Genomic DNA, 20,746 nt, shown 5'->3' on the forward strand with positions numbered 1-20,746 from the left:
CCTGAGATCCGGGCGGGCTGCAGCGATAATGACGCCCATGGCCGGAGCGCTCGACAACACCGACGCCGCGATCGTGGAATGTCTCCGCCAGGACGCCCGGCTGAGCTTTCGCGAGCTGGGTGAGCGGGTCAACCTGAGCTCGAACGCCGCCCGTGACCGGGTGCGCAGTCTCCTCGCCCGCGGCGTCATCACCGGGTTCCACGCACACGTCGACCCGGGACGCATCGACAAGCGCCTGCACGCGTTCCTCGACGTACGCCTTCGTTCTCCCGACCACGCGGCCCAGTTCGAGCGGCTCGTGCGCGCCCACCCGGGCGTGGTCGAGACGGTCCACCTGACCGGCCCCGCGGACTACCTGCTTCGCGCTGCCTGCGACGACCCCACCCAGCTCGACGAGCTCATCACGGAGATGAAGGAGAACGGGGGCGTCCGCGACACGCAGACCAGGCTCATCCTGCGGGTCGTCTGATCACCAGACGCCGCGGGAGAGCTCCCGCAACGCCTCGTTCTCCAGCTCCTTGTCGATGAGGATCCGGCGCAGCGACGCGTTCTCGCGTTCCAGGCTCTTGATCCGGGCCACGTCGCCGTCGTGCGACTGGCCGAAGCGTCGCCGCCACGACCGGTAGGTGCTGGGCGAGATACCGAGCACGCCTGCCACTTCTGCGACGGTCCGGCCCGCGCGCTCCATCCGCTCGCCGTCACGGAGTGCCGCAGCGATCGCTTCTGCCGTGTGGCGTTCCATGCGTTGCCCTCCGGTTCGGTGATCAGTGGTTGTCGCCGGCTCGGTGCCCGGCATCAGACGCGCTTGAATCGCCACGAGGCTGGTGTCGGGTCGAGGTTGCCGGCGGCGTCGCGGGCGCGGACCTTGAAGACGTGCCAGCCGCGGGTGACGCGGTAGGACCTCGGCGACGTGCAGGAGGCCCAGGCCTTCTTGTCCAGTCGGCACTGGAACGTCACCTGCGACTGGTTCGAGGTGAACCCGAAGACCGCTCGGCGCTTGGTGATGCGCTTCTTCGGGTGCGCAGAGAGCGCCGTGTCAGGTGCGGTGGTGTCGGGTGTCACGGTGCCCGGCACCATGACCTTGGTCGGTGCCTCGTAGGCACCCATGTCCCGCACCGCGACGCCGTCGCCGTTGCCGTCGAGGATGCGCGCGCTCTTGCTCAGGTCGAGCGCCGGACCACCACTCCCTGGCGCACCCTTGTCGATGACCGGTGACGATTCGGCCAGTCCGTAGTCCCCGCCAGCTGCGTTGCGGAACCCGGGGTCGACCGCGAGGTGGCCGGCACCATTGGTCAGGGTGGCCGCGCCGTTCGGTCCCGAGCTCACGCTCTGGGTCGACCAGTCCGAGTACGACGTGGTGATCGAGGCGGTGCTGTTCGCGCCCTGGAGACCGTCGTTGGTCGCCTGGACGTCGAACGAGGTCTTGGGGCCTGCCACGATGGAGTTGGTCAGCTGGACCGACGCCTGCTGGAGCGCGCCCGGAGCCCGTGCGTAGGCGGCGACGCCCACCGAGAAGTTGCCGCCGCCGATGATCGTGACGTGGTCGGCGGTGATCGACTTCGGACTGCTGGAGTAATTGTCGTTGAAGGCTGCCAGCCCGGTGCCCTCCGGCGATGTCCCGAGGTCGATCAGCGTGTCGTCGACAATCACAGATCCTGCGGTCGTCCAGATCCCGCCGGAGGAGCCGCGAACCAGTAGGCGGGAGAGCGTCGCCGTGGTGTCCGGGATCGAGTGGGTGTAAGCAATGCTTGCGGTGATCGCGGTGTCGGTGACCGTGCCGTTGCCGTTCTGGAAGATCCCTTGCGTGTTCGCGGCAGCGGCGCGGGTCATCGCCACGGTCGAGTCGGTGAGGGACGACCCAACCAACAGCACGCCAGTGGCAGAGTCAGTGTCTACGCCGTCGACGGTCACATCACTGAGCGTCGAGTCGGTCGCGCCTATGCCCTCGTCGCTCTGCGACATCGTCCAATTCATCTGAACGGTGAGGTCACTGACGGTGGCGCCCGCCACCGCGAGGTAGCGCTGGACGGGGCCCGCGGGCAGCGTGATGAAGGTCGTGCCCTGGCCCGAGCCGGTGAGGGTCTCGTGGTGACCGATTTCCTTCAGGTTGTAGGGCCCGTCGCTGTAGGTCCCAGGTGCGAGGACGATCGTGTCGTCGAGGCCGTTCCCGTCCGCGGCGGTGACGGCCGGCCCGAGCAGAGCGAAGCTCTGGTCACAGGTGACGCCGACGGGATTGTTCACGCAGATCACGTGGTCGGCCGCGTACGCCGGCGCGGCCGGGATCAGGGGGACGAGGGCGGCAGCGGCCACCAGGGCGATCTTGCGCATGGAACGTCTCCGGTCAGTCTCGAAGTTCAGCTGGCCGGCAGAGCGTGCCGCGTCGAGACAGACCGAAGGAAGGGCCGAGAGCCGGATACCGCGGTATCGGCGGCGCACCAGCGGAACCGAGCGGATTCCGCAGCGCGCACGGGCGGATCCGCAGTCCGGATCAGCGATGACGACCTGGCGGAGGATAGGGGATTCGAACCCCTGAGGGCTTGCACCCAACCCGCTTTCCAAGCGAGCGCCATAGGCCACTAGGCGAATCCTCCGCCGCGAAGGTTACCCGCCCCGATTCGCCCGGGCGAAATCGGATCCGTAGACTCGGGCCAACCCCCCGTGCGGCGGTATCTCACTGAATCCCCCAGGGCCGGAAGGCAGCAAGGGCAGGTGGGCTCTTCCGGGTGCATGGGGGGCCTTTTCGTTCCCGTACGCCGTTCGCCACCGAGCGGGCCGACCTACGATCGCCGCATGGGGCTGACTCGTGGGGGAGGCGCGGCCCTGCTCGTCCTCGTGCTGTGCGTCGTCGGCGGCTGCGGCGAGCAGGCCGCCGACGGGCCGCACCAGCCGACGAGCGCCGTGACCCCATCCGACCCACTCGCAACCGCCGACGCGAACGGCGAGCTCGTGCCGTCCCTGCCCACGCTCAGCCGGACACCGAAGCAGAGGCACACGAAGGCCGCCCCGAAGCTCGCGAAGGTGGGCCAGGCCTTCGGTGCGGATGCCAGCTGGCCGCAGTGCCCGAAGGGCTTGGGCATCCCCGAGAAGCGCACCGAAGGCCGGCCGATGCCGACCGACGCCGCCGAATTCGTCGTCCTCGGCCTCACGAACGGCCCGTCGTTCGTCGCGAACCCCTGCCTCGAGAGCCAGCTGCAGTGGGTGAAGGACCGGCACCTGATGGTCGCGGCGTATTCCGTGGTGAGCTATCCGGACCGCCGCACGCTGGCAGACCTCGGCGACCAGGGGCCGTACCCGGGTGACACCAGGATCGGCGCCTTGCGCAACGTCGGCTACCAGGCGGCGCTGTACAACATCGCCACGATGCGCCGCGCCGGCCTGCAGACGCCGGTGGTCTGGATCGACGTCGAGCCGGTGGTCGGCTTCGACTGGAGCCCTGACCTGCAGGCGAACGGCGCCGTCGTCGAGGGGGTGGCTCGTGGCTACCAGGACGGCGGCTACCGGATCGGGTTCTACTCGCTCGCGTCGTTGTGGAGCCGCACCGTCGGTGGCCTGAGGTTCGGTGCACCTGAGTGGCGGCCAGCCGGATCGCGCGGCCAGGCCGAGGCGCTGAGCCGCTGCGGCGCGGACTGGTCGTTCCAGGGTGGCCCGGCTGTCCTCGGCCAGTGGATCGAGGACGGCCGTGACCGCGACATCACGTGCCCGGGCGCCGTGGACGACCTGGCGACGTGGTTCCACCAGTACTGAGCCTGGTCGCCCTCGCCGGTCAGGTTGCGAGCCGCAGCACTCGCCGGACAGCCGGCCACGCCGATGCGCCCAGGCGCTGCGGTGCATCCGCGTCGCCGCCGACCTGGTAGGGCCGCGCCGGGTTCCCCGGTGGCTCGCCGGGCAGCACGACCGGGTGTCCGGCGAGCGGGTCCTCGACGACGACGGTCTCCAGACCGTGGCGTGCGCGGCGAGCCGTGATGTTCCGTGCCGCCCGGCCGCTCGGCCACACGCGGTCGTCGCCGCCCACGACGAGGACCAGGTCTCCGCCGAACCGCTCGACGGCGATGGTCGCCTCCTCCACGGCGCCGGGTCCGGCCAGGGCGCGGCTGTGCTCGTAGAGCTCGACGTACGCCGGGGCACCGGGCCCCGGCTCCCAGTCGCGGTCGAGCGGCACGAACGGCAACGGTGCGCCGCGGTGGGTCCACTTGCTGCGCCGGGGATCTTCGTGGTGCTGGTGCTGTCCCTCCCAGACGACGTCGGTGGGAGCCAGTGCGACGACCGCGTCGACGCGGTCATCGAGGGTCGCGGTCAAGAGCGCTGCCTCCGCGCCGTAGGACAGACCGATCAGCACGATCCGGTCGCACCGGGCGGCAAGCAGGTCCAGAGCCTCGGTGAACGTCTCACGGGATCTCGCACGGCACGCTGCGCTGACCCTCACCGCCGAACCAGCGCAGCGCGAGCGCCGTCACGCCCTGCGAGGCGAGCATCTGTGCGCGGCTGACGTCGAGGCGCCGCTGGAGCCCGCGACGACCAGCGCGCCGGTGCCGGTGGCGTCGGCGGGTCGTGCCCAGTGCAGGTCGGAGTCCGCGATCACGGCGTGCCTGGCAGGCCCGTGTCGCGTGTACCCGGCCGCCCGCCGGGGAGGCCCACGTCGGTCCGGTCCGAGATCGTGCAGGTGGCGTCGAGGCCGCACTCGACGGTGACGTAGCCGGTCTGCAGGCCGGTCTCGGTGTTGACGTACTGGAGCCGCACCATCACCGGCTTCAGCGGTGCCGACACCGGCGTGCTGAACCGGCTGAACGTCGGCGCGTTCTCGACGCCCCCGGCGGTGCCGAGCTGGTCGACGACCGTCCAGGTGACCGCGGGGCCGTCGGTGTTCCACACGACCCAGGGTCCGTCGGGCTCGTGGAGGTGCCCGACGTCGACGATGCCCGGTGGCAGGTCCGCGATGCCGTCGTCGTACGGCGTGGTCAGCGAGGCGCTGTCCGGACGGTCGCGCAACGGGCTCAGCGAGTCGAGCCCGAGGTACCCGACGAGTGCGGACGGCTGGTGCATCACGACGATGCCGGCCGTGCTGCCCGCCTTCCCGCGCAGCTTCTGGCCGAGCTCCTCCTCGCTGACGCCGGACGGGTTGGTGACCTCGCCGCCGAAGAGGGTCTTGTGCTCGCGATCGTTGGCGCCGGTCACAGACAGCCCGCCGACGGTCGCGGTCGTCAGGTCAGGTACGGCGATCCCGGCGCCCTTCATCTGCTTCCACGTGTTCTCCGAGTCGTGGTCCCCGCCCACGGCGGCGACCGGCACGTCCGGGGCCACCTTGGCCTCCGCCTTGACGTAGGACCGCTCGGCGACGGTGCCGTTCGAGGTCACGTCGCCGGCGATGGTCCGCAGGGCGATCGCGTCGTTGCCGAGTGCGTCGACGAGGTCGGCGTACAAGGTCGTGCGGACGTTCACGCCGACGAAGCTGCCCTGGGTGTCGGCCTCGCCGAGCACGACCTTCTCGCCGTCCCGCGGTGCGAGGGCTCCGGCGTGCTGCGGGACGACCGTGGCGAGGCTGGCAGCGGCGGTCTGCTCGTACTGCTCGGCCGCGGCGTCGAGGCGACGGGTGTTCTTGTCGATGAACGGCCGCACCTGCGAGACGATCTCGCTCAGCTGCGGGCTGCTGAAGGTCGGATTGCTCATGTCGTGGGCCGCGTAGGTCGCGCCCGTCGCCTTGCTGCAGTCCCAGTCGCGGAACATCTGCAGTGCTCCGAGGGCGGAGAGTCCCAGTGCCGCATCGACGACGAGGAACCCCGCCACCGCCGCGTGCGCGCGGCGGACACCCCGGAGGCGGCGTCGCGGAACCACGAGGAAGAGCACCGTGCCGCCGATCAGGCCGGCGACGAGCTCCTCGCGCAGGATCTGCCGGCGCAGCGAGTCCCGCATCTGGTCGGAGTACGCCGCGACGACGGTGTCCGGGTCACGGATGAAGGCGACGTTGGCCTGGAAGAACGCCGGATCGACGTACGACGCGAGCGTGCCGCCGGCCTCGGGCGGACCGGTCGCCCGGGCGTAGGCACCGAAGCCGAGCGCGCCGGTCTGGTCCCAGAACACCCTGCCGAGGACTCCGGTGTCGAGCGTCGACCGCCCGTCGTGGCACAGGCTCACCTCGACCGGGAACGTGCCCACCGCGTCGCGGAACCGGACGCCTTCGATGGCCCGCTCGATGGTCACCGGCGCTGCGACGACCGCAGCTGCCAGGACGCAGAGCAGGAACGCGACCACCGCCCGGCGGTGGCGCGAGTCCACCATCGACACGAGCCGACGACCCCGCGCCGCGACGTTCGCTCGAGGCGGTCGACTGCGGGTGTCCATCGCTCCGAGGCTACCGGCCGGGTCCGAGGGCACGGGCGGTTCCCGACCGGATCCCGTGCGCCCGCCCGGATGTCCCCGGCGCTGGCTAGTGTTCACGTGTGGAGCACACCCTTGCCCTGTACCGCCGCTACCGGCCGGAGACCTTCGCCGAGGTGATCGGGCAGGACCACGTCACCGAGCCGCTCCGGGCAGCGCTGGCCAACAACCGGGTCAACCACGCCTACCTGTTCTCCGGTCCCCGCGGCTGCGGCAAGACCACCAGCGCCCGCATCCTCGCCCGCGCGCTCAACTGCGAGAAGGCTCCCATCGCCGACCCGTGCGGCGAGTGCCAGTCGTGCCGCGACCTGGCCCGCGGCGGGCCGGGTTCGCTCGACGTGATCGAGATCGACGCGGCCAGCCACGGCGGTGTCGACGACGCGCGCGACCTGCGGGAGCGGGCGTTCTTCGCCCCGGTCGCCAGCCGCTACAAGATCTACATCATCGACGAGGCCCACATGGTCTCCTCGCAGGGCTTCAACGCGCTGCTCAAGCTGGTCGAGGAGCCTCCCGAGCACCTGAAGTTCATCTTCGCCACCACCGAGCCGGAGAAGGTCATCGCGACCATCCGGTCCCGCACGCACCACTACCCGTTCCGGTTGATCCCGCCGCGCGTGCTGTCGGACTACCTCGCCCAGATCTGCGAGGCGGAGGGCGTCAGCATCGAGCCGGCAGCGCTGCCGCTCGTGGTCCGTGCCGGAGCCGGCTCGGCGAGGGACTCCCTGTCCGTGCTCGACCAGCTGCTCGGCGGGGTCGGCCCGCAGGGCGTCACGTACGCCGTCGCCGCCGGCCTCCTCGGCTACACGCCCGACACGCTCCTCGACGAGGTCGTCGACGCCATCGCCGCCGCCGACGGGGCGACGGTGTTCTCGGTCGTCGACAAGGTCATCGAGACCGGTCAGGACCCGCGCCGGTTCACCGAGGACCTCCTGCGCCGGCTCCGCGACCTGGTGATCGTGGCCGCGGTGCCGGATGCGCCGGCGACCGGACTCATCGACGCCCCACAGGACCAGGCCGAGCGGCTCGTGGCGCAGGCCGCGCGGTTCGGCAAGGCTGAGCTCGTGCGCGCCGCGGACTGCGTGGCGGCCGGCCTCACCGAGATGCGGGGAGCCACCACGCCGCGCCTGCTCCTGGAGCTGATCTGCGCCCGGGTGCTGCTGCCCGCCGCCGACCACGGCACCGACGGGCTCGCGGCCCGGATGGACCGCCTGGAGCGGCGGATGGCGATGGCACCCCCGGCAACGGTGGTTGAGGAGGTTGCGCAGCAACCGTCCCGAGACCCGCAGCAACCGTCTCGAAACGAGGGGTCGTCGGACCAGACCCAGCCCGAGGCTGCCCCCGCACCCGCACGGCCTCCGGTGGTCGAGGAGGTTGCGCAGCAACCGTCTCGAGATCCCGTGCCGCCCCCGCAGACCCAACCGCAGGCTGCCCCCGCGCCCGCGGAGGTTGCGCAGCAGACCCGGCCGGAGCCGCCCCCCGCACCGGCGACACCCGCGACGACGACGCTCGGCCTGGTCGACGTCCGCCGGATCTGGCCCGACCTGCTCGAGAAGGTGCGCGAGATGCGCCGCTACACCTGGATCCTGCTCAGCCAGAACGCCCAGGTGGTCGCCCTCGAGGCCAACGTGCTCACCGTCGGGTTCAAGAACGCCGGCGCCCGCGACTCGTTCATCGGCGGCGGCAGCGAGGAGATCCTGCGCCAGGCCGCGATCGACGTCATCGGGGTCGACTGGAAGGTCGAGGCGATCGTCGACCCGTCCGCCGATCCCGGAGCCGGCATCGCGCCCCGGGTCACCAAGCCGGCCGTCGAGAGCTCGGCGCCCGAGCCGGTCGAGCCGACCGCTGCGCCCGCGCCCGCCGCGCGCCCGGCCGGACAGCCCGAGGCGATCGCGTCCGTGCGCAGCAACATCGCGCCCACCCGCACGGGCGAGCGACCCGCGAGGCCCACCGACGACCGCGACGCCGAGGTCGACCGCGACGACCCCGACGCGGACGACTCCGGGATCGGCGGGGCCGAGCTGCTCCAGCGCGAGCTCGGTGCCACCGTGATCGACGAGATCCCCCACGAGTAGGAGAGGCCATGACCGACGACCCGAGCCCGATGGGTGGATTCGACCTCGGCGCCATGCTCGAGCAGGCGCAGCAGATGCAGGCCCAGCTGGTCAGCGCCCAGGCCGAGCTGGCCGCGCAGACGGTCGAGGGCCGCGCCGGCGGCGTGACCGCGGTCGTGTCCGGCACCGGTGAGCTGGTCGGCGTACGGCTGCCCACGGGCACGTTCGACGCCAACGACGAGGAGTCCCTCGCCGATCTCGGCGACCTGGTGGTCGCGGCCTTCCGGGACGCCAAGGCGAAGGCCGACGGGCTGGCCGCCCAGGCGCTCGGCCCGCTCGCCGGCGGTCTCGGCGGCGACCTCGGCGGCGGCTTCGGAGGACTGACGGGCGGCTCACCCGGTGTATGAGGGTGTCGTCCAGGACCTCATCGACGAGCTCGGCACGCTGCCGGGGGTGGGGCCGAAGGGAGCCCAGCGGATCGCGTTCCACCTGCTCGCCGCCGACCCGGTCGACGTACGCCGTCTCGCCGAGGTGCTCCTCGAGGTCAAGGCCAAGGCACGCTTCTGCTCGGTGTGCGGCAACGTCGCCGAGGAGGAGCAGTGCCGCATCTGCCGCGACACGCGCCGCGACCCCTCACAGATCTGCGTGGTCGAGGAGTCCAAGGACGTCGTGGCCATCGAGCGCACCCGCGAGTTCCGCGGCCGCTACCACGTGCTCGGCGGCGCGATCTCGCCGCTCGAGGGCATCGGACCGGAGCAGCTGCGCATCCGCGAGCTGATCGCCCGGCTCGAGGACGGCACCGTCACCGAGATCATCCTGGCCACCGATCCGAACATCGAGGGCGACGCCACTGCGGCGTACCTCACGCGCATGTTGCGGCCCATGGGCTTGCAGGTGACGCGTTTGGCGAGTGGACTACCGGTAGGCGGTGATCTCGAGTACGCCGACGAGGTCACCCTGGGGAGAGCATTCGCCGGACGGCGCAGTGCTGGTGAATGACTGGGGCGGGAGAGTGGGAAGCCGATGACCGACAGTGAGCTCGAGGACTTCGGCCAGCAGATCGCGGACGCCTGCGAGGCGTTCCTGCTCGGCCTGCAGGCGATCTCCAGCGAGGACGACGGCGGGGCGGCCGTGCCCCTGCTGCTGCTCGAGGTGAGCCAGCTGCTGCTCGCCGGCGCGCGGCTGGGCGCGCAGCGCGACTTCCAGCCGGAGACCCAGTACCAGCCCGACGTCGGGCCCGACCCCGACCTCGACGCGATGCGCCTCCGCCTGGCCGACAAGCTCGGTGAGCTGGACACCTATGCCCACAACATCGAGCCGTACGACCCCGACACCGTTCCCGCCCAGATCTCCGACGACCTGACCCTGATCGCCACCGACGTCGCCAACGGGCTGCGGCACTTCCGGACGGGCAACGTCGAGGAGGCGCTGTGGTGGTGGCAGTTCTCCTACCTCGCCTCGTGGGGCAACAACGCGTGCGGTGTCCTCACTGCCCTCCACTCGATCGTCGCCCACTCGCGGCTCGACCTCGACATCGAGGGCGAGTCGGAGCTGGTCGAGGAGGCGGAGTCCGTGCTGGACGTCGCCGGGGACGGCCTGTAGGAGTCGGTAGAATCTCGCTGGTGCGGACGTCCCCACAGGGCGACCCCGAGTAGCGACCAGGAGGCGAGCCGTGGGCATTGTCGTGCAGAAGTACGGCGGCTCCTCGGTCGCCGACGCCGAGAGCATCAAGCGCGTCGCCCGCCGCATCGTGGAGACGAAGAAGGCGGGCAACAGCGTCGTCGTCGTCGTCTCGGCCATGGGCGACACCACCGACGAGCTGATCGACCTGGCCAACCAGGTCTCGCCGCTCCCGCCGGCCCGCGAGCTCGACATGCTTCTCACCGCCGGGGAGCGGATCTCGATGGCGGTTCTCGCGATGGCGATCCAGAACCTCGGCCACCAGGCGCGCTCGTTCACCGGGTCGCAGGCCGGGGTGATCACCGACTCCGAGCACGGCAGGGCGAAGATCATCGACGTCACGCCCGGCCGGATCCAGGCGGCGATCGACGAGGACGCGATCGCCATCGTCGCCGGATTCCAGGGCGTCTCCCAGACGACCAAGGACATCACCACCCTCGGGCGCGGCGGATCCGACACGACTGCGGTGGCTCTCGCGGTCGCCCTGCAGGCCGACGTCTGCGAGATCTACTCCGACGTCGACGGCATCTTCACCGCCGACCCCCGCATCGAGCCACGCGCCCGCAAGGTCCCGCGCATCTCCTACGAGGAGACCCTCGAGATGGCGGCGCAGGGCGCCAAGATCCTGCACCTGCGCTGCGTCGAGTACGCCCGCCGCTACGGGATGCCCATCCACGTCCGCTCGTCCTTCTCCGAGAAGGAGGGCACCTGGGTCGTCAAGGCCGAGGACGTCGTCGCGCCCAACACCCACGGGGAGACCGCCATGGAAGCTGCCATCATCACCGGTGTCGCTCACGACCGGAGCCAGGCGAAGATCACCGTCGTCGGCGTACCGGACAAGCCCGGCGAGGCCGCGGCGATCTTCCGGGCGATCGCGGACGCGCAGATCAACATCGACATGATCGTGCAGAACGTCTCCGCGGCCGCGACGAACCTCACCGACGTCTCGTTCACCCTCCCGCGTGGGGAGGGCCAGACGGCGATGACCGCCCTGGCCCGCCTGCAGGAGTCGATCGGCTTCGAGAGCCTCCAGTACGACGACAGCGTCGGCAAGGTGTCCATCGTGGGCGCCGGCATGAGCACGTCGCCGGGCATCTCGGCGCGCTTCTTCGAGGCGCTGTCGGACGCCGGCGTGAACATCGAGATGATCTCGACCTCGGAGATCCGGGTGTCCGTGGTCGTCGCCGAGACCCAGGTGCAGGACGCCGTGCGCGCCGCGCACGACGCGTTCGACCTCGGCTCCGACGAGGTCGAGGCCGTGGTCTACGGCGGGACCGGGCGATGAGCGGCCTCCGCATCGGCGTCGTCGGCGCCACCGGACAGCACACCCCACGACGTTCTCCCCTCCTCCGCTTCGCTCCCCCGCGAACAACGTCGCGGGGACCCCAGCTCTGCCGGGAGACGTCATGGTGAATATCGGTGTTGTCGGCGCTACCGGGCAGGTCGGCGTCGCGATGCGCCAGATCCTCCTCGAGCGCGGTCTCCCGCTCGACGAGGTCCGGTTCTTCGCCTCGGCTCGCTCGGCCGGCAAGGTGCTGCCCTTCGGCGATCGCGACGTCGTCGTCGAGGACGCCGCCGAGGCCGATCCGAACGGGCTCGACATCGCGCTGTTCTCCGCCGGAGCCACGACGTCGCGTGCGCAGGTCCCGCGGTTCGTGGACGCCGGCGTGATCGTCGTGGACAACTCGTCGGCCTTCCGCAAGGACCCCGCCATCCCGCTGGTCGTCTCCGAGGTCAACCCCGAGGCGATCGACGCGGTCGTGGCCGCACGTCGCGGCATCATCGCCAACCCGAACTGCACCACGATGGCGGCAATGCCGGTGCTCAAGCCGCTGCACGACGAAGCAGGCCTGGTGCGCCTGATCGCCTCGACCTACCAGGCGGTGTCGGGCTCCGGTGTCGCCGGCGTCGAGGAGCTTGCGACCGGCATCGCGGCCGCGGGCGACAAGGCCCGTGAGCTCGCCTACGACGGCGAGGCGGTCTCGTTCCCCGAGCCCTCGATCTACCGCCGGACCATTGCCTACAATGTGCTGCCCTTCGCCGGCAACCTGGTCGACGACGGCCTGGAGGAGACCGACGAGGAGCAGAAGCTGCGCAACGAGTCGCGCAAGATCCTCGGCATCCCCGACCTGGCCGTCTCCGGCATCTGCGTGCGCGTCCCCGTGTTCACCGGGCACTCGCTGGCGATCAACGCCGAGTTCGCGCGCAGCATGACCCCTGACCGGGCCAGGGAGCTGCTCGCCGCCGCTCCGGGTGTGGAGCTGACCGAGATCCCCAACCCGCTGCAGGCGGCGGGTCGCGACCCGTCGTACGTGGGGCGGATCCGCCATGATCCCGGAGTGCCCGACAACCGCGGCCTCGCGCTCTTCGTCAGCAACGACAACCTGCGCAAGGGAGCGGCCCTCAACACGGTGCAGATCGCCGAGCTGGTGGCCGCGCGGCTCTGACCGCGCTCAGCTGCGCGGAGCGTCGTCCTCGCTGGCGTCGTCCGGTGTCGCCGGCTTCTCGGCGAACGCCGGCTCACCGCGCTCGGCGTCGACCTCGCTGGCCATCGGATGCTCGTCGACGAAGCGGACGGTCACCCACCAGGAGAAGGCGAACGCGACCGCGGTCATCAGCGGGATCACCAGCAGCATCCAGGGCGAGTCGAGGTGGCTCAGGAACGTCAGCATCGCGATGATCGCGACCATGCCGACGCCCAGGAAGCTGGTGCTGAAGGGGTCCGAGATCTGCCAGGCCTTCAGCAGGTTCGCACCGATCAGCACCTCGACCGCCAGGATCGCGACCACCGCGAGCAGTCCGACGCCACCGCCGCAGCTCGACGTGTCCCGGACCGCCTCGCAGCCCTTGCTCGCACCGAGGGTGAGCAGGACGGCCGACAGCCCGGTGAGCACACCGGTGAGGAGCGCCGCGTAGACGGGCTTGATCGCGGGCAGCCGGGCGACCAGCGCCTCGGCCGGTGCGACCAGTGCCCGGTCCTCGCGCTCCTCCTCCTGCGCGCGCTTGGCCTGACGCTTCTGCTCCTTCGCGTCGCGCTTCTGCTCCCGCCTGCGACCGCGTGCCTCGGCGGCGGTCTTGTCGCGCTTGGGCTTCCTCGCGGCGCGGGCGTCGAGGGCGGCCCCGGCACGTTCGATCGGGTCGGTCGTGGTGTCGTCCTGCACGTCCGGTGACGGCGTGTCGGCGGCCGGCGCCGGCGTGCTCAGGTCGACCGGCAGCTGGACGGTGGCCTCGGCGGCGGTCTCCTCGGCGGTCGTCTCCTCGGTCGCGTCGACCGTCGGCTCCGCAGGCCGGGTCGGGGGCTTCGCCGGCGCCGGCTTCGGTGGGGTCGGAGCGGCGGCCGCGGCCGGGGTGGCCGGATGTGGCGTCGAGGTCAGGGCTGGGGCGGGCCGGGGGGCGCGCCGGCGGTCGAGCCGGAGGGCGCGGCGGGGTCGGTCCCGCACCGGTCGTGCGGGCGGGCACCGGAGGCGCAGCCGGTGCCCTGGGTGCCGCCGGGCGTGCCGGCGAGGATCCAGCCGGTCCGGGTCCGGACTCCGCCGCCGGGGCGCCCTCGCCCGGCTGCTCCGCCGCGTCCTCACGGGTGGCCTTGCCGCGCTTCTTCTTCCGCCCGAACCCGATGCTGGGCAGCTCGAGCTTCGGCTCTTTGCCGGGGACGTCCGACTCTGGGGGCATGCCGCGGATTCTGCCACTACTGCGCGCGAGAATCGGCGTTACAACCCGCCTCCACGGCACTGCCGCCGCGCGCAGACCGGGCCCGAAACCACGAGCACCCGGACCCACGTCTCCGTGGGTCCGGGTGTCACCGATGTCCTGAGACATCACATGGTCGGGCTGACAGGATTTGAACCTGCGGCCTCGTCGTCCCGAACGACGCGCGCTACCAAACTGCGCCACAGCCCGAAGGCGTGGGAAGTCTACTAGAGCCCGAGGGGTGCTCCGAACCGGGCTCCGGACGGCGTCCGTCGCAGGCTCAGGACGCGGTCGGCAGGAGCGTCAGCAGCGTGGCCTCCGGACGGCAGCAGAACCGCACCGGCGCGTACGGCGACGTGCCGGCCCCTGCGGACACGTGCAGCCACGACGACCCGGGATCGCCCGGCCGCGAGTCCGCGGGATGCCGGTGGAGACCCTTGGCGCGCGCCGTGTCGAGGTCGCAGTTGGTGACCAGAGCTCCCTTGACCGGCAGGCACAGCTGGCCACCGTGGGTGTGGCCGCCGAAGGTGAGGTCGTAGCCGTCGCTGGCGAACTGGTCGAGCACCCGCAGGTACGGCGCGTGCGTCACCCCGACCCTGAGGTCGGCATCTGCGGGCGCTGGCCCTGCGACAGCCGCGAGGTCGTCGTACCCCAGGTGCGGGTCGTCGACCCCGGCGAACGCGAGGAGGCTGTCGCCGACGGCCAGCCTCGCGGTGGTGTTGGTCAGGTCCGTCCAGCCGGCGTCGGCGAACTCCGCGCGGAGGTCCTTCCAGGGAAGCTGCGGTGTGTGCACGTTGCGACTGCCGTCGTCGGGCAGCAGGTAGCGCACGGGGTTGCGCAGCGCCGGCGCGAAGTAGTCGTTGGACCCGAAGACGAACACCCCCGGGACGTCGCGCAGGCGTCCGAGGGCGGCGACCAGCGGCCGGACGCTGTCGGGGTGGGCGATGTTGTCGCCGGTGTTCACCACGAGGTCCGGTCCGAGCCGGGAGAGCGACTCGAGCCAGGCCAGCTTGTGCGCCTGGTGTGGCGTCAGGTGCAGGTCGCTCAGGTGGAGCACCTTGATCGGCTTGCTGCCGGCGGGCAGCACCGGCACGTCGACACGGCGCAGGGTGAAGCTGCGGACCTCGATCCCCGCCGCGTAGCCGAGCCCAGCGGCGCCGGCGAGCGCGCCGAGGCCGACCAGTCGTGCCAGCGGGGAGGGTGCCACGCGACAAGGCTGCCACACGGCCCGCGCCGTGCTGGGAGCCGCTTGCGACAATGGCGCCATGAGTGAGCGAAGCGAGCGAATCATCCAACACAGAGTGCGAGTGCCTCATGTGCGCCCGCAGCGGAGCGAGGACGCGGCATGAGTGACCTCAAGGACCGTCTTCGTGCCGACCTCACCACCGCGATCAAGGCGCGGGACGAGATCCGCTCCTCGACCCTGCGGATGGTGCTGACCTCGATCACCAACGCGGAGGTCGCCGGGAAGGAGGCGCGCGAGCTCACCGACGAGGACGTGCTCGGGGTGCTCACCAGCGAGGGCAAGAAGCGCCGCGAGGCGGCCGAGGCGTTCGACCAGGCCGGCCGCACCGAGCAGGCGGCCAAGGAGCGCGCGGAGTTCGACGTGCTCGCCGACTACCTTCCCGAGCAGCTCGGCGCCGACGAGATCGCTGCGCTCGTCACCGGGGCGATCGAGGCGACCGGGGCTCGCGAGGAGGGTGCGCGCGCGATGGGCAAGGTGATGGGTGCTCTCCAGCCGAAGGTCAAGGGCCGGGCCGACGGCGGCGTCGTCGCCGCAGAGGTACGCCGCCAGCTCGCCGGTTCCTGAGCCCGGTCGAAGCGCTGGTCGCCGGCTCAGTGGTGCGGGGGGCCGTGCCCGTTGCCGTTGCCGTTGCCCGGACCGGGCGACGTGCCGGAGGTCGGCGTGCCGCCAGGCGCCGGTGGAGCGGTCGTCACCGGCGCTCCCGGACCGGCTGACACGTAGAGCGAGATCGTCGACCCGTTGTACATCGTCGAACCGGCCTCCGGGCTGGTCTGGGCGACCAGTCCGGGCTCCAGGGCGGAGGGCACCTGACCGGCGAGGTTCACGATGAACCCGAGCCCCTCGAGCGTGGTGCGCGCGTCCTGCGCGGTCATGCCGACCACGTTCGGCACGATCGAGAGGTCAGGGGACCCCTGGGTCTTGATCGGCTGCACGAAGTCGAGGTCCGGCAGCAGGTCCTGGATCGCCCGCATTGCGTCCGCCCACATCGGTCCCGCGGTCGTCGAGCCGTGCGCGCTGGCGATGTACGACCCGCCGACGGTCTGCCCGTTGAGGGTGATCGGCTGGCCCTCCTGGTTGGCTCCCGCGATCATCGACGCGGTCGCCAGCGCCGGCGTGTAGCCGTCGAACCAGACCGCCTTGTTCTCCGACCGGGTGCCGGTCTTGCCGGCCGACGGCTTGTCCAGGACGAGGGCGGCGCCGAAGCCGCCCGGCGCCATCACGCCCTTGAGGATGTCGTTGATGGTGTCCGCGGTGTTCTGCTGCATCACCTGCTGGCAGACCTTCGGGTAGGTCTTGAAGACCCGGCCCTCGCTGTTGAGGATGCGCGCCACCGGGCGGTTGTCGCAGTGCAGCCCGCGTGCGGCCACGGTGGCGTACGCGCCGGCCATCTCGAGCGGGCTCACGTCGGCGACACCGAGGGTGAACGACGGCACCCGCTCGTGTGCCGGGTCCGAGAGGTCGACACCCATGGACCGGGCCATCGCGTAGGGCTTGCACAGCCCGGTCTTCTCCTCGAGCTGCGCGAAGTAGGTGTTCACCGACAGCTGGGTGCCCTTGTACATGTCGAAGGTGCCCTCGCCGGTGGAGTTGTGCACCGCCCACACCGTCGGGTCGCTGTACGGGCCGTCGCAGTCCTGGAAGTCGTTGCCGGGGATGTTCAGCGTGTTGGGCGAGTGGAACCTCGTGCTCGTCGGCAGGCCCTGCTCGAGGGCACTGGCCAGCACGAACAGCTTGAACGTCGACCCGGCCTGGAAGCCGTTGGAGTCGCCGTACTTGCTGTCGACCACGTAGTTGAGGAACGTCTGGCCCTGCTTCTTCTTCCGGCCCATCGGTCGTGACTGGCTGATCGCCTTGACGTCGCCGGTGCCGGGCTCGACCATCGCGAGCGCCCCGATCGCCTGGTCGGTGGGCTTCACGTGCGCCGAGGTCGCCCGGTCGGCCGCCCGCTGGTACCTCATGTCGATCGTGGTCCTGATGGTCAGGCCCCCGGAGTTCAGCAGCTGCTGACGGTCGTCGACGGTCTTGCCGAGCGACGGGTCGGCGAGCAGGTAGCGGCGCACGTAGTCGCAGAAGAAGGCGGCCGACGACCCGAGGCACCCGTTGCGGGTGGGGCTGACCTCGAGGCCGAGCTTGGTCGCCGCCGTCTGGTCGGCCTCGGCCTGGCTGATCATGTGCTGGCCCGCCATCCGGGTGAGCACGGTGTTGCGACGGGCGAGGGCGCGGTCGGGGAACGTGGTGGGGTCGTAGCCCACGGGGTTCTTCACCAGCCCGGCCAGCAGTGAGGCCTGCTGGAGGTCGAGGTCCTTGGCGTTGACGCTGAAGTAGTGCCGCGCGGCGGCCTGTATGCCGTAGGCGCCGTCGCCGAAGTAGGCGATGTTGAGGTAGCGCTCGAGGATCCAGTCCTTCGAGTAGTTCTTCTCGAACGCGACCGCCAGCCGGAGCTCCTGGAGCTTGCGCTGGTAGGTGTCGGCCGTGGCGGCCTCGCGCTGCGCCTTCGTCTTCGCCTGGTTGAGCTGGGTCATCTTGGCCAGCTGCTGGGTGATCGAGGAACCGCCCTGGGTGACCCCGTCGTTCGCCTGGTTGGTGATGAACGCGCGCAACGTGCCCTTCACGTCGAGGGCGCCGTGCTCGTAGAACCGGGCGTCCTCGATGGCCAGCAGCGCGTGCTGCATCACCGGAGCCACCTCGCTCAGCGGGACGTTCACGCGGTTCTCGTCGAAGAACGTCGCGATCAGGTTTCCCTGCGCGTCCAGGACGCGGGAGCGCTCCGCGAGGGGCTGGTCGGCGATCTTGATCGGGAAGTTCTTCATCGACTTCGACACGGACTTGGTGCCGATGCCGAGGACGCCGGCGAAGGGGATGGCCAGGCCCGCCACCAGGACGCCCATCAGTGCCGACAACGCGACCAGCACGGTGACCTGCGACGTCACCGACCCGTAGGTGAGCCCGTGGGGCGTTGTCGAGCGCTGGCGCGGCATGCAGTGAGTCTAGGTCGGGACCCCGACCACCTAGTCAGGTCACCCGGGTAGTCCTTCTGGGTCATCCCGATTCGGTACAAACGGCCCTGTTTCCGAGACGGTAAAGAACCTTAAGTTCTTGTATGTGGGGGAGCTGGTCTAGAGGACCGGCGCCGCGGGTTTCCAATGGGGGTAGTGCAATGAGCTGGAACGAAGAGTGGGCCGCAGCCGCAACGTGCAAGCAGTCCCGTCCTGACGAGCTGTTCGTCCGTGGTGCCGAGCAGCACAAGGCCAAGGTCGTCTGCGCGAGCTGCCCCGTGCGGGCCGAGTGCCTCGCCGAGGCGCTCGACAACCGCATCGAGTGGGGTGTCTGGGGCGGCATGACCGAGCGGGAGCGTCGCGCGGTGCTCCGCAAGCGCCCCAACATCACGTCGTGGCGCGCGCTCCTGGCAGCAGCCAAGGAGGCCCACCTCGAGGCCTCCGCAACCGCCTGAGCCCTACCGGTTTCGACGAACCGCACACGGCCGGCGACGGGCTCTGCTAGGCAGCGCCCTCGCCGAGCAGGTCTCCGATGCTGCGCAGGCCGTCGAGGTCGTGCACGTCGGTCGGCAGCGCGGGCAGCACGACCGTCCGGACATCCGGGTGCGCCCTGGCGAACCGGCCGCGCAGGCGCGTCTCCCGTTCCACCATCAGCCGCCGGTCGGCGTGCAGCCGCAGCAGCCCTGCCGCCATCCGGCTGGCGTCGTCGGTGGAGTCACGCAGCTTCTCGTAGCCGGACATGGCCGACGCCGCACTGAGGTCGACCCCGGGCTGGACACTCGCCCGGTTGACCACCAGTCCGGCCAACGGCATCCGCTCGGCGCTCAGCCGCTCGACGAAGTACGCCGCCTCGCGGAGCGCGTCGGGCTCGGGCGCCGCGACCACCACGAACGACGTACGGTCGGCCTGCAGCAGCTCGTAGGTGCGCTGGGCGCGCTGGCGGAACCCGCCGAAGAGGGTGTCGAAGGCGGAGACGAACGCCTGCATGTCGGAGAGCACCTGGCCACCGATGATCGTGGTGACCGCCTTGGTGACCATGTTGAAGCCGGCACTCATCAGCTTCGCGGGACCTCTGGCAGGCGCGAGCAGCAGTCTCATGAACTTCCCGTCGAGGAAGCTGGAGAGCCGCTCGGGAGCGTCGAGGAAGTCCAGCGCGCTCCGTGAGGGCGGCGTGTCGACGACGATCAGGTCCCAGCGTCCCGAGGCGCGCGCGTCCTTGTCGAGCTGGCCCAGCTTCTCCATCGCCATGTACTCCTGGGTGCCGGCGAACGAGCTGGACACCGCGATGTAGAACGGGTTGCTGAGGATCTGCTGCGCCTTCTCCGGGCTCGCCTGGCTCTCGACGACCTCGTCGAAGGTGCGCTTCATGTCGAGCATCATCGCGTCGAGCGAGCCTCCGGTCGTCGAGCCTGTCGAGACGCCCGGCACCGGCCGGGGCACGTTGTCGAGCGCCTCGATGCCCATGCTCTGGGCAAGGCGACGGGCCGGGTCGATGGTGAGGACGACGACCTTGCGACCTCGCTCTGCGGCGCGCAGCGCGAGCGCCGCCGCGGTGGTCGTCTTGCCGACTCCGCCGGATCCGCAGCACACGATGATCCTGCGGGCCGGGTCGTCGAGGAGTGCGTCCACGTCGAGCCGCGGGACCGGATCGTGCGTGGCGGTCATCGGTCCCACGCGGGGATTGGTCCGCGCGCGCATCTCAGGCGAGCCCTTGCTCGCGCAGCGACTCCGCGAGCTCGTAGAGCCCGCCGAGGTCCACCCCTCCGGCCAGCAGATCCAGCTCGTACGCCGGCACGTCGATCTGCTCGACGAGGGCCCGCTGGCTGTCCTCCAGGCGGCGGCGCTCCGCGTGGTCGCGACCCTCGGCCACGAGCGTGCCGACCAGCTCGGGCGTCGCGTCGATGCCGGCAGACGAGAGCGCCTTGGCCAGCGCGACCTCGTCGACGGTGCCCTCGAGCAGTGCGGCACGGGCCTGGTCGTCGAGGTCCTGCGGCCGGACGAGGTTCACGATGACGCCGCCGACGGGCAGCTGGGCCGCACGCAGCTCGGCGACTCCGTCGATCGTCTCCTGCACCGGCATCTCCTCCAGGACGGTGACCAGGTGCACCGCCGTGCGCGGTGACCGCAGCAGCGTCATCACGGTGTCCGCCTGGGACTTGATCGGGCCCATCTTCGCGAGCCCGGCGAGCTCGCTGTTGACGTTCAGGAACTGGCCGATCCGGCCGGTCGGTGGCGCGTCGAGCACCAGGGCGTCGTACCGGCGGGCGCCCTTGTTGCGGGAGTTGCGCTGCGCCGCCTCGTAGACCTTGCCGGTGAGGAGCACGTCGCGCACACCAGGGGCGATGGTGGTGGCGAAGTCGATCACGCCGAAGCGGTCGAGCGCCTTGCCCGCCCTGCCCAGGCGGTAGTACATCGAGAGGTACTCGAGCAGTGCCGCCTCGGCGTCGATCGCCAGCGCGTAGACGTCGCCGTGACCGTGCTCGGTGGCCTTCGCGACCAGCCGCTCCTCGTAGGGGAGCGGCGGCACGTCGAACATCTGCGCGATGCCCTGCCGGCCCTCGACCTCGCAGAGCAGCACCGTCTTGCCGCGCGAGGCGAGCGCGAGCGCGAGGCTGGCGGACACCGTCGACTTCCCGGTGCCACCCTTGCCGGTGACCACGTGCAGCTGCACGTCCGGGAAGTCAGGGCTCGCCGACGCCATGCGTTGCAGCCTA

At 70.9% G+C, this 20,746-nt stretch carries 19 protein-coding genes, 2 tRNA genes and 1 other RNA gene; 11 read left to right on the forward strand and 11 right to left on the reverse strand.

Annotation, left to right across the window (positions count from 1 at the left end):
- The first annotated feature begins 37 nt into the window (after positions 1-37).
- Positions 38-469 (forward strand): Lrp/AsnC family transcriptional regulator, encoded by a 432-nt coding sequence (locus tag ACVW00_RS21675; protein ID WP_457112965.1) that lies wholly within the window; start codon positions 38-40, stop codon positions 467-469.
- On the opposite strand, the gene ACVW00_RS21680 is transcribed toward ACVW00_RS21675, so the two are convergent.
- The 3 genes from ACVW00_RS21680 to ACVW00_RS21690 form a co-directional block, all read right to left on the reverse strand.
- Entirely contained in the window at positions 470-742 is a 273-nt protein-coding gene (locus ACVW00_RS21680; protein WP_457112966.1) for a transposase, read from the reverse strand.
- 53 nt (positions 743-795) lie between these two features.
- On the reverse strand, positions 796-2,328 hold the full coding sequence (locus tag ACVW00_RS21685) for a hypothetical protein (protein ID WP_457112967.1): 1,533 nt from the start codon (positions 2,326-2,328) through the stop codon (positions 796-798).
- Positions 2,329-2,503: 175 nt separating this feature from the next.
- Positions 2,504-2,591: transfer RNA gene (locus ACVW00_RS21690), tRNA-Ser, on the reverse strand.
- Between the two features lie 59 nt (positions 2,592-2,650).
- Here ACVW00_RS21690 and ffs point away from each other — a divergent pair.
- Positions 2,651-2,740: signal recognition particle sRNA small type (gene ffs / locus ACVW00_RS21695), an RNA gene on the forward strand.
- A 50-nt stretch (positions 2,741-2,790) separates the two neighbouring features.
- The gene (locus tag ACVW00_RS21700; RefSeq protein WP_457112968.1) at positions 2,791-3,744 is read left to right on the forward strand and encodes a hypothetical protein; all 954 of its coding nucleotides are present in this window, start codon (positions 2,791-2,793) and stop codon (positions 3,742-3,744) included.
- A gap of 19 nt (positions 3,745-3,763) precedes the next feature.
- Here the strand turns inward: ACVW00_RS21700 and ACVW00_RS21705 are convergent, their stop codons facing one another.
- Both ACVW00_RS21705 and ACVW00_RS21710 read right to left on the reverse strand, forming a co-directional pair.
- Positions 3,764-4,423, reverse strand: coding sequence for an acyl-CoA thioester hydrolase/BAAT C-terminal domain-containing protein (locus ACVW00_RS21705; protein WP_457112969.1), 660 nt, complete (start codon positions 4,421-4,423; stop codon positions 3,764-3,766).
- 152 nt (positions 4,424-4,575) lie between these two features.
- Positions 4,576-6,336, reverse strand: a complete 1,761-nt coding sequence (locus ACVW00_RS21710; RefSeq protein WP_457112970.1) for a metallophosphoesterase family protein — start codon at positions 6,334-6,336, stop codon at positions 4,576-4,578.
- Positions 6,337-6,434: 98 nt separating this feature from the next.
- Between ACVW00_RS21710 and ACVW00_RS21715 the strand changes: the two genes are divergently transcribed.
- The 6 genes from ACVW00_RS21715 (at position 6,435) to ACVW00_RS21740 (ending at position 12,550) form a co-directional block, all read left to right on the forward strand.
- Positions 6,435-8,444 carry a DNA polymerase III subunit gamma and tau gene (locus ACVW00_RS21715; RefSeq protein ID WP_457112971.1) on the forward strand — a complete coding sequence of 670 codons (2,010 nt, stop codon included), beginning with the start codon at positions 6,435-6,437 and terminating at the stop codon, positions 8,442-8,444.
- 8 nt (positions 8,445-8,452) lie between these two features.
- On the forward strand, positions 8,453-8,830 hold the full coding sequence (locus ACVW00_RS21720; protein ID WP_457112972.1) for a YbaB/EbfC family nucleoid-associated protein: 378 nt from the start codon (positions 8,453-8,455) through the stop codon (positions 8,828-8,830).
- A complete protein-coding gene (recR, locus tag ACVW00_RS21725) occupies positions 8,823-9,422 on the forward strand; it encodes a recombination mediator RecR (protein WP_457112973.1) in 600 nt (199 codons plus the stop codon). The genes ACVW00_RS21720 and recR overlap by 8 nt, the downstream gene beginning before the upstream one ends.
- 24 nt (positions 9,423-9,446) lie before the next feature.
- Positions 9,447-10,025: a DUF5063 domain-containing protein gene (locus ACVW00_RS21730; RefSeq protein WP_457112974.1), complete on the forward strand. Its 579-nt coding sequence runs from the start codon at positions 9,447-9,449 to the stop codon at positions 10,023-10,025.
- A gap of 70 nt (positions 10,026-10,095) precedes the next feature.
- Positions 10,096-11,388, forward strand: coding sequence for an aspartate kinase (locus ACVW00_RS21735; protein WP_457112975.1), 1,293 nt, complete (start codon positions 10,096-10,098; stop codon positions 11,386-11,388).
- A gap of 121 nt (positions 11,389-11,509) precedes the next feature.
- On the forward strand, positions 11,510-12,550 hold the full coding sequence (locus ACVW00_RS21740; RefSeq protein WP_457112976.1) for an aspartate-semialdehyde dehydrogenase: 1,041 nt from the start codon (positions 11,510-11,512) through the stop codon (positions 12,548-12,550).
- Between the two features lie 6 nt (positions 12,551-12,556).
- Here ACVW00_RS21740 and ACVW00_RS21745 read toward each other — a convergent pair whose 3' ends face one another.
- From ACVW00_RS21745 to ACVW00_RS21755, 3 genes are all read right to left on the reverse strand, one after another.
- Complete coding sequence (locus ACVW00_RS21745) at positions 12,557-13,543, reverse strand: hypothetical protein (protein ID WP_457112977.1); 987 nt, start codon at positions 13,541-13,543, stop codon at positions 12,557-12,559.
- Between the two features lie 380 nt (positions 13,544-13,923).
- Positions 13,924-14,000 (reverse strand) — tRNA-Pro (locus tag ACVW00_RS21750).
- Between the two features lie 70 nt (positions 14,001-14,070).
- The gene (locus tag ACVW00_RS21755) at positions 14,071-14,997 is read right to left on the reverse strand and encodes a metallophosphoesterase (RefSeq protein ID WP_457112978.1); all 927 of its coding nucleotides are present in this window, start codon (positions 14,995-14,997) and stop codon (positions 14,071-14,073) included.
- A gap of 138 nt (positions 14,998-15,135) precedes the next feature.
- Here ACVW00_RS21755 and ACVW00_RS21760 point away from each other — a divergent pair, with 138 nt between their 5' ends.
- Positions 15,136-15,600 (forward strand): GatB/YqeY domain-containing protein, encoded by a 465-nt coding sequence (locus tag ACVW00_RS21760; RefSeq protein ID WP_457112979.1) that lies wholly within the window; start codon positions 15,136-15,138, stop codon positions 15,598-15,600.
- 26 nt (positions 15,601-15,626) lie between these two features.
- Here the strand turns inward: ACVW00_RS21760 and ACVW00_RS21765 are convergent, their stop codons facing one another.
- Positions 15,627-18,014, reverse strand: a complete 2,388-nt coding sequence (locus ACVW00_RS21765) for a penicillin-binding protein (RefSeq protein ID WP_457112980.1) — start codon at positions 18,012-18,014, stop codon at positions 15,627-15,629.
- Between the two features lie 179 nt (positions 18,015-18,193).
- On the opposite strand from ACVW00_RS21765, the gene ACVW00_RS21770 reads away from it, so the two are divergent.
- Positions 18,194-18,487: a WhiB family transcriptional regulator gene (locus ACVW00_RS21770; RefSeq protein ID WP_457112981.1), complete on the forward strand. Its 294-nt coding sequence runs from the start codon at positions 18,194-18,196 to the stop codon at positions 18,485-18,487.
- 46 nt (positions 18,488-18,533) lie between these two features.
- Here ACVW00_RS21770 and ACVW00_RS21775 read toward each other — a convergent pair whose 3' ends face one another.
- Positions 18,534-19,697 carry an ArsA family ATPase gene (locus ACVW00_RS21775; RefSeq protein WP_457112982.1) on the reverse strand — a complete coding sequence of 388 codons (1,164 nt, stop codon included), beginning with the start codon at positions 19,695-19,697 and terminating at the stop codon, positions 18,534-18,536.
- Positions 19,698-19,731: 34 nt separating this feature from the next.
- Positions 19,732-20,733: an ArsA-related P-loop ATPase gene (locus ACVW00_RS21780; protein WP_457112983.1), complete on the reverse strand. Its 1,002-nt coding sequence runs from the start codon at positions 20,731-20,733 to the stop codon at positions 19,732-19,734.
- Positions 20,734-20,746: the final 13 nt, after the last annotated feature.

This window comes from Marmoricola sp. URHA0025 HA25, assembly GCF_054059435.1.

What these genes read in the sequence shown, in the direction of transcription:
- ACVW00_RS21675 (WP_457112965.1), top strand. Translation starts at nt 38, where the DNA reads ATGGCCGGAGCGCTCGACAACACCGACGCCGCGATCGTGGAATGTCTC.
- ACVW00_RS21680 (WP_457112966.1), bottom strand. Translation starts at nt 742, where the DNA reads ATGGAACGCCACACGGCAGAAGCGATCGCTGCGGCACTCCGTGACGGC.
- ACVW00_RS21685 (WP_457112967.1), bottom strand. Translation starts at nt 2,328, where the DNA reads ATGCGCAAGATCGCCCTGGTGGCCGCTGCCGCCCTCGTCCCCCTGATC.
- ACVW00_RS21700 (WP_457112968.1), top strand. Translation starts at nt 2,791, where the DNA reads ATGGGGCTGACTCGTGGGGGAGGCGCGGCCCTGCTCGTCCTCGTGCTG.
- ACVW00_RS21710 (WP_457112970.1), bottom strand. Translation starts at nt 6,336, where the DNA reads ATGGACACCCGCAGTCGACCGCCTCGAGCGAACGTCGCGGCGCGGGGT.
- ACVW00_RS21720 (WP_457112972.1), top strand. Translation starts at nt 8,453, where the DNA reads ATGACCGACGACCCGAGCCCGATGGGTGGATTCGACCTCGGCGCCATG.
- ACVW00_RS21730 (WP_457112974.1), top strand. Translation starts at nt 9,447, where the DNA reads ATGACCGACAGTGAGCTCGAGGACTTCGGCCAGCAGATCGCGGACGCC.
- ACVW00_RS21740 (WP_457112976.1), top strand. Translation starts at nt 11,510, where the DNA reads ATGGTGAATATCGGTGTTGTCGGCGCTACCGGGCAGGTCGGCGTCGCG.
- ACVW00_RS21760 (WP_457112979.1), top strand. Translation starts at nt 15,136, where the DNA reads ATGAGTGACCTCAAGGACCGTCTTCGTGCCGACCTCACCACCGCGATC.
- ACVW00_RS21765 (WP_457112980.1), bottom strand. Translation starts at nt 18,014, where the DNA reads ATGCCGCGCCAGCGCTCGACAACGCCCCACGGGCTCACCTACGGGTCG.
- ACVW00_RS21770 (WP_457112981.1), top strand. Translation starts at nt 18,194, where the DNA reads ATGAGCTGGAACGAAGAGTGGGCCGCAGCCGCAACGTGCAAGCAGTCC.
- ACVW00_RS21775 (WP_457112982.1), bottom strand. Translation starts at nt 19,697, where the DNA reads ATGACCGCCACGCACGATCCGGTCCCGCGGCTCGACGTGGACGCACTC.
- ACVW00_RS21780 (WP_457112983.1), bottom strand. Translation starts at nt 20,733, where the DNA reads ATGGCGTCGGCGAGCCCTGACTTCCCGGACGTGCAGCTGCACGTGGTC.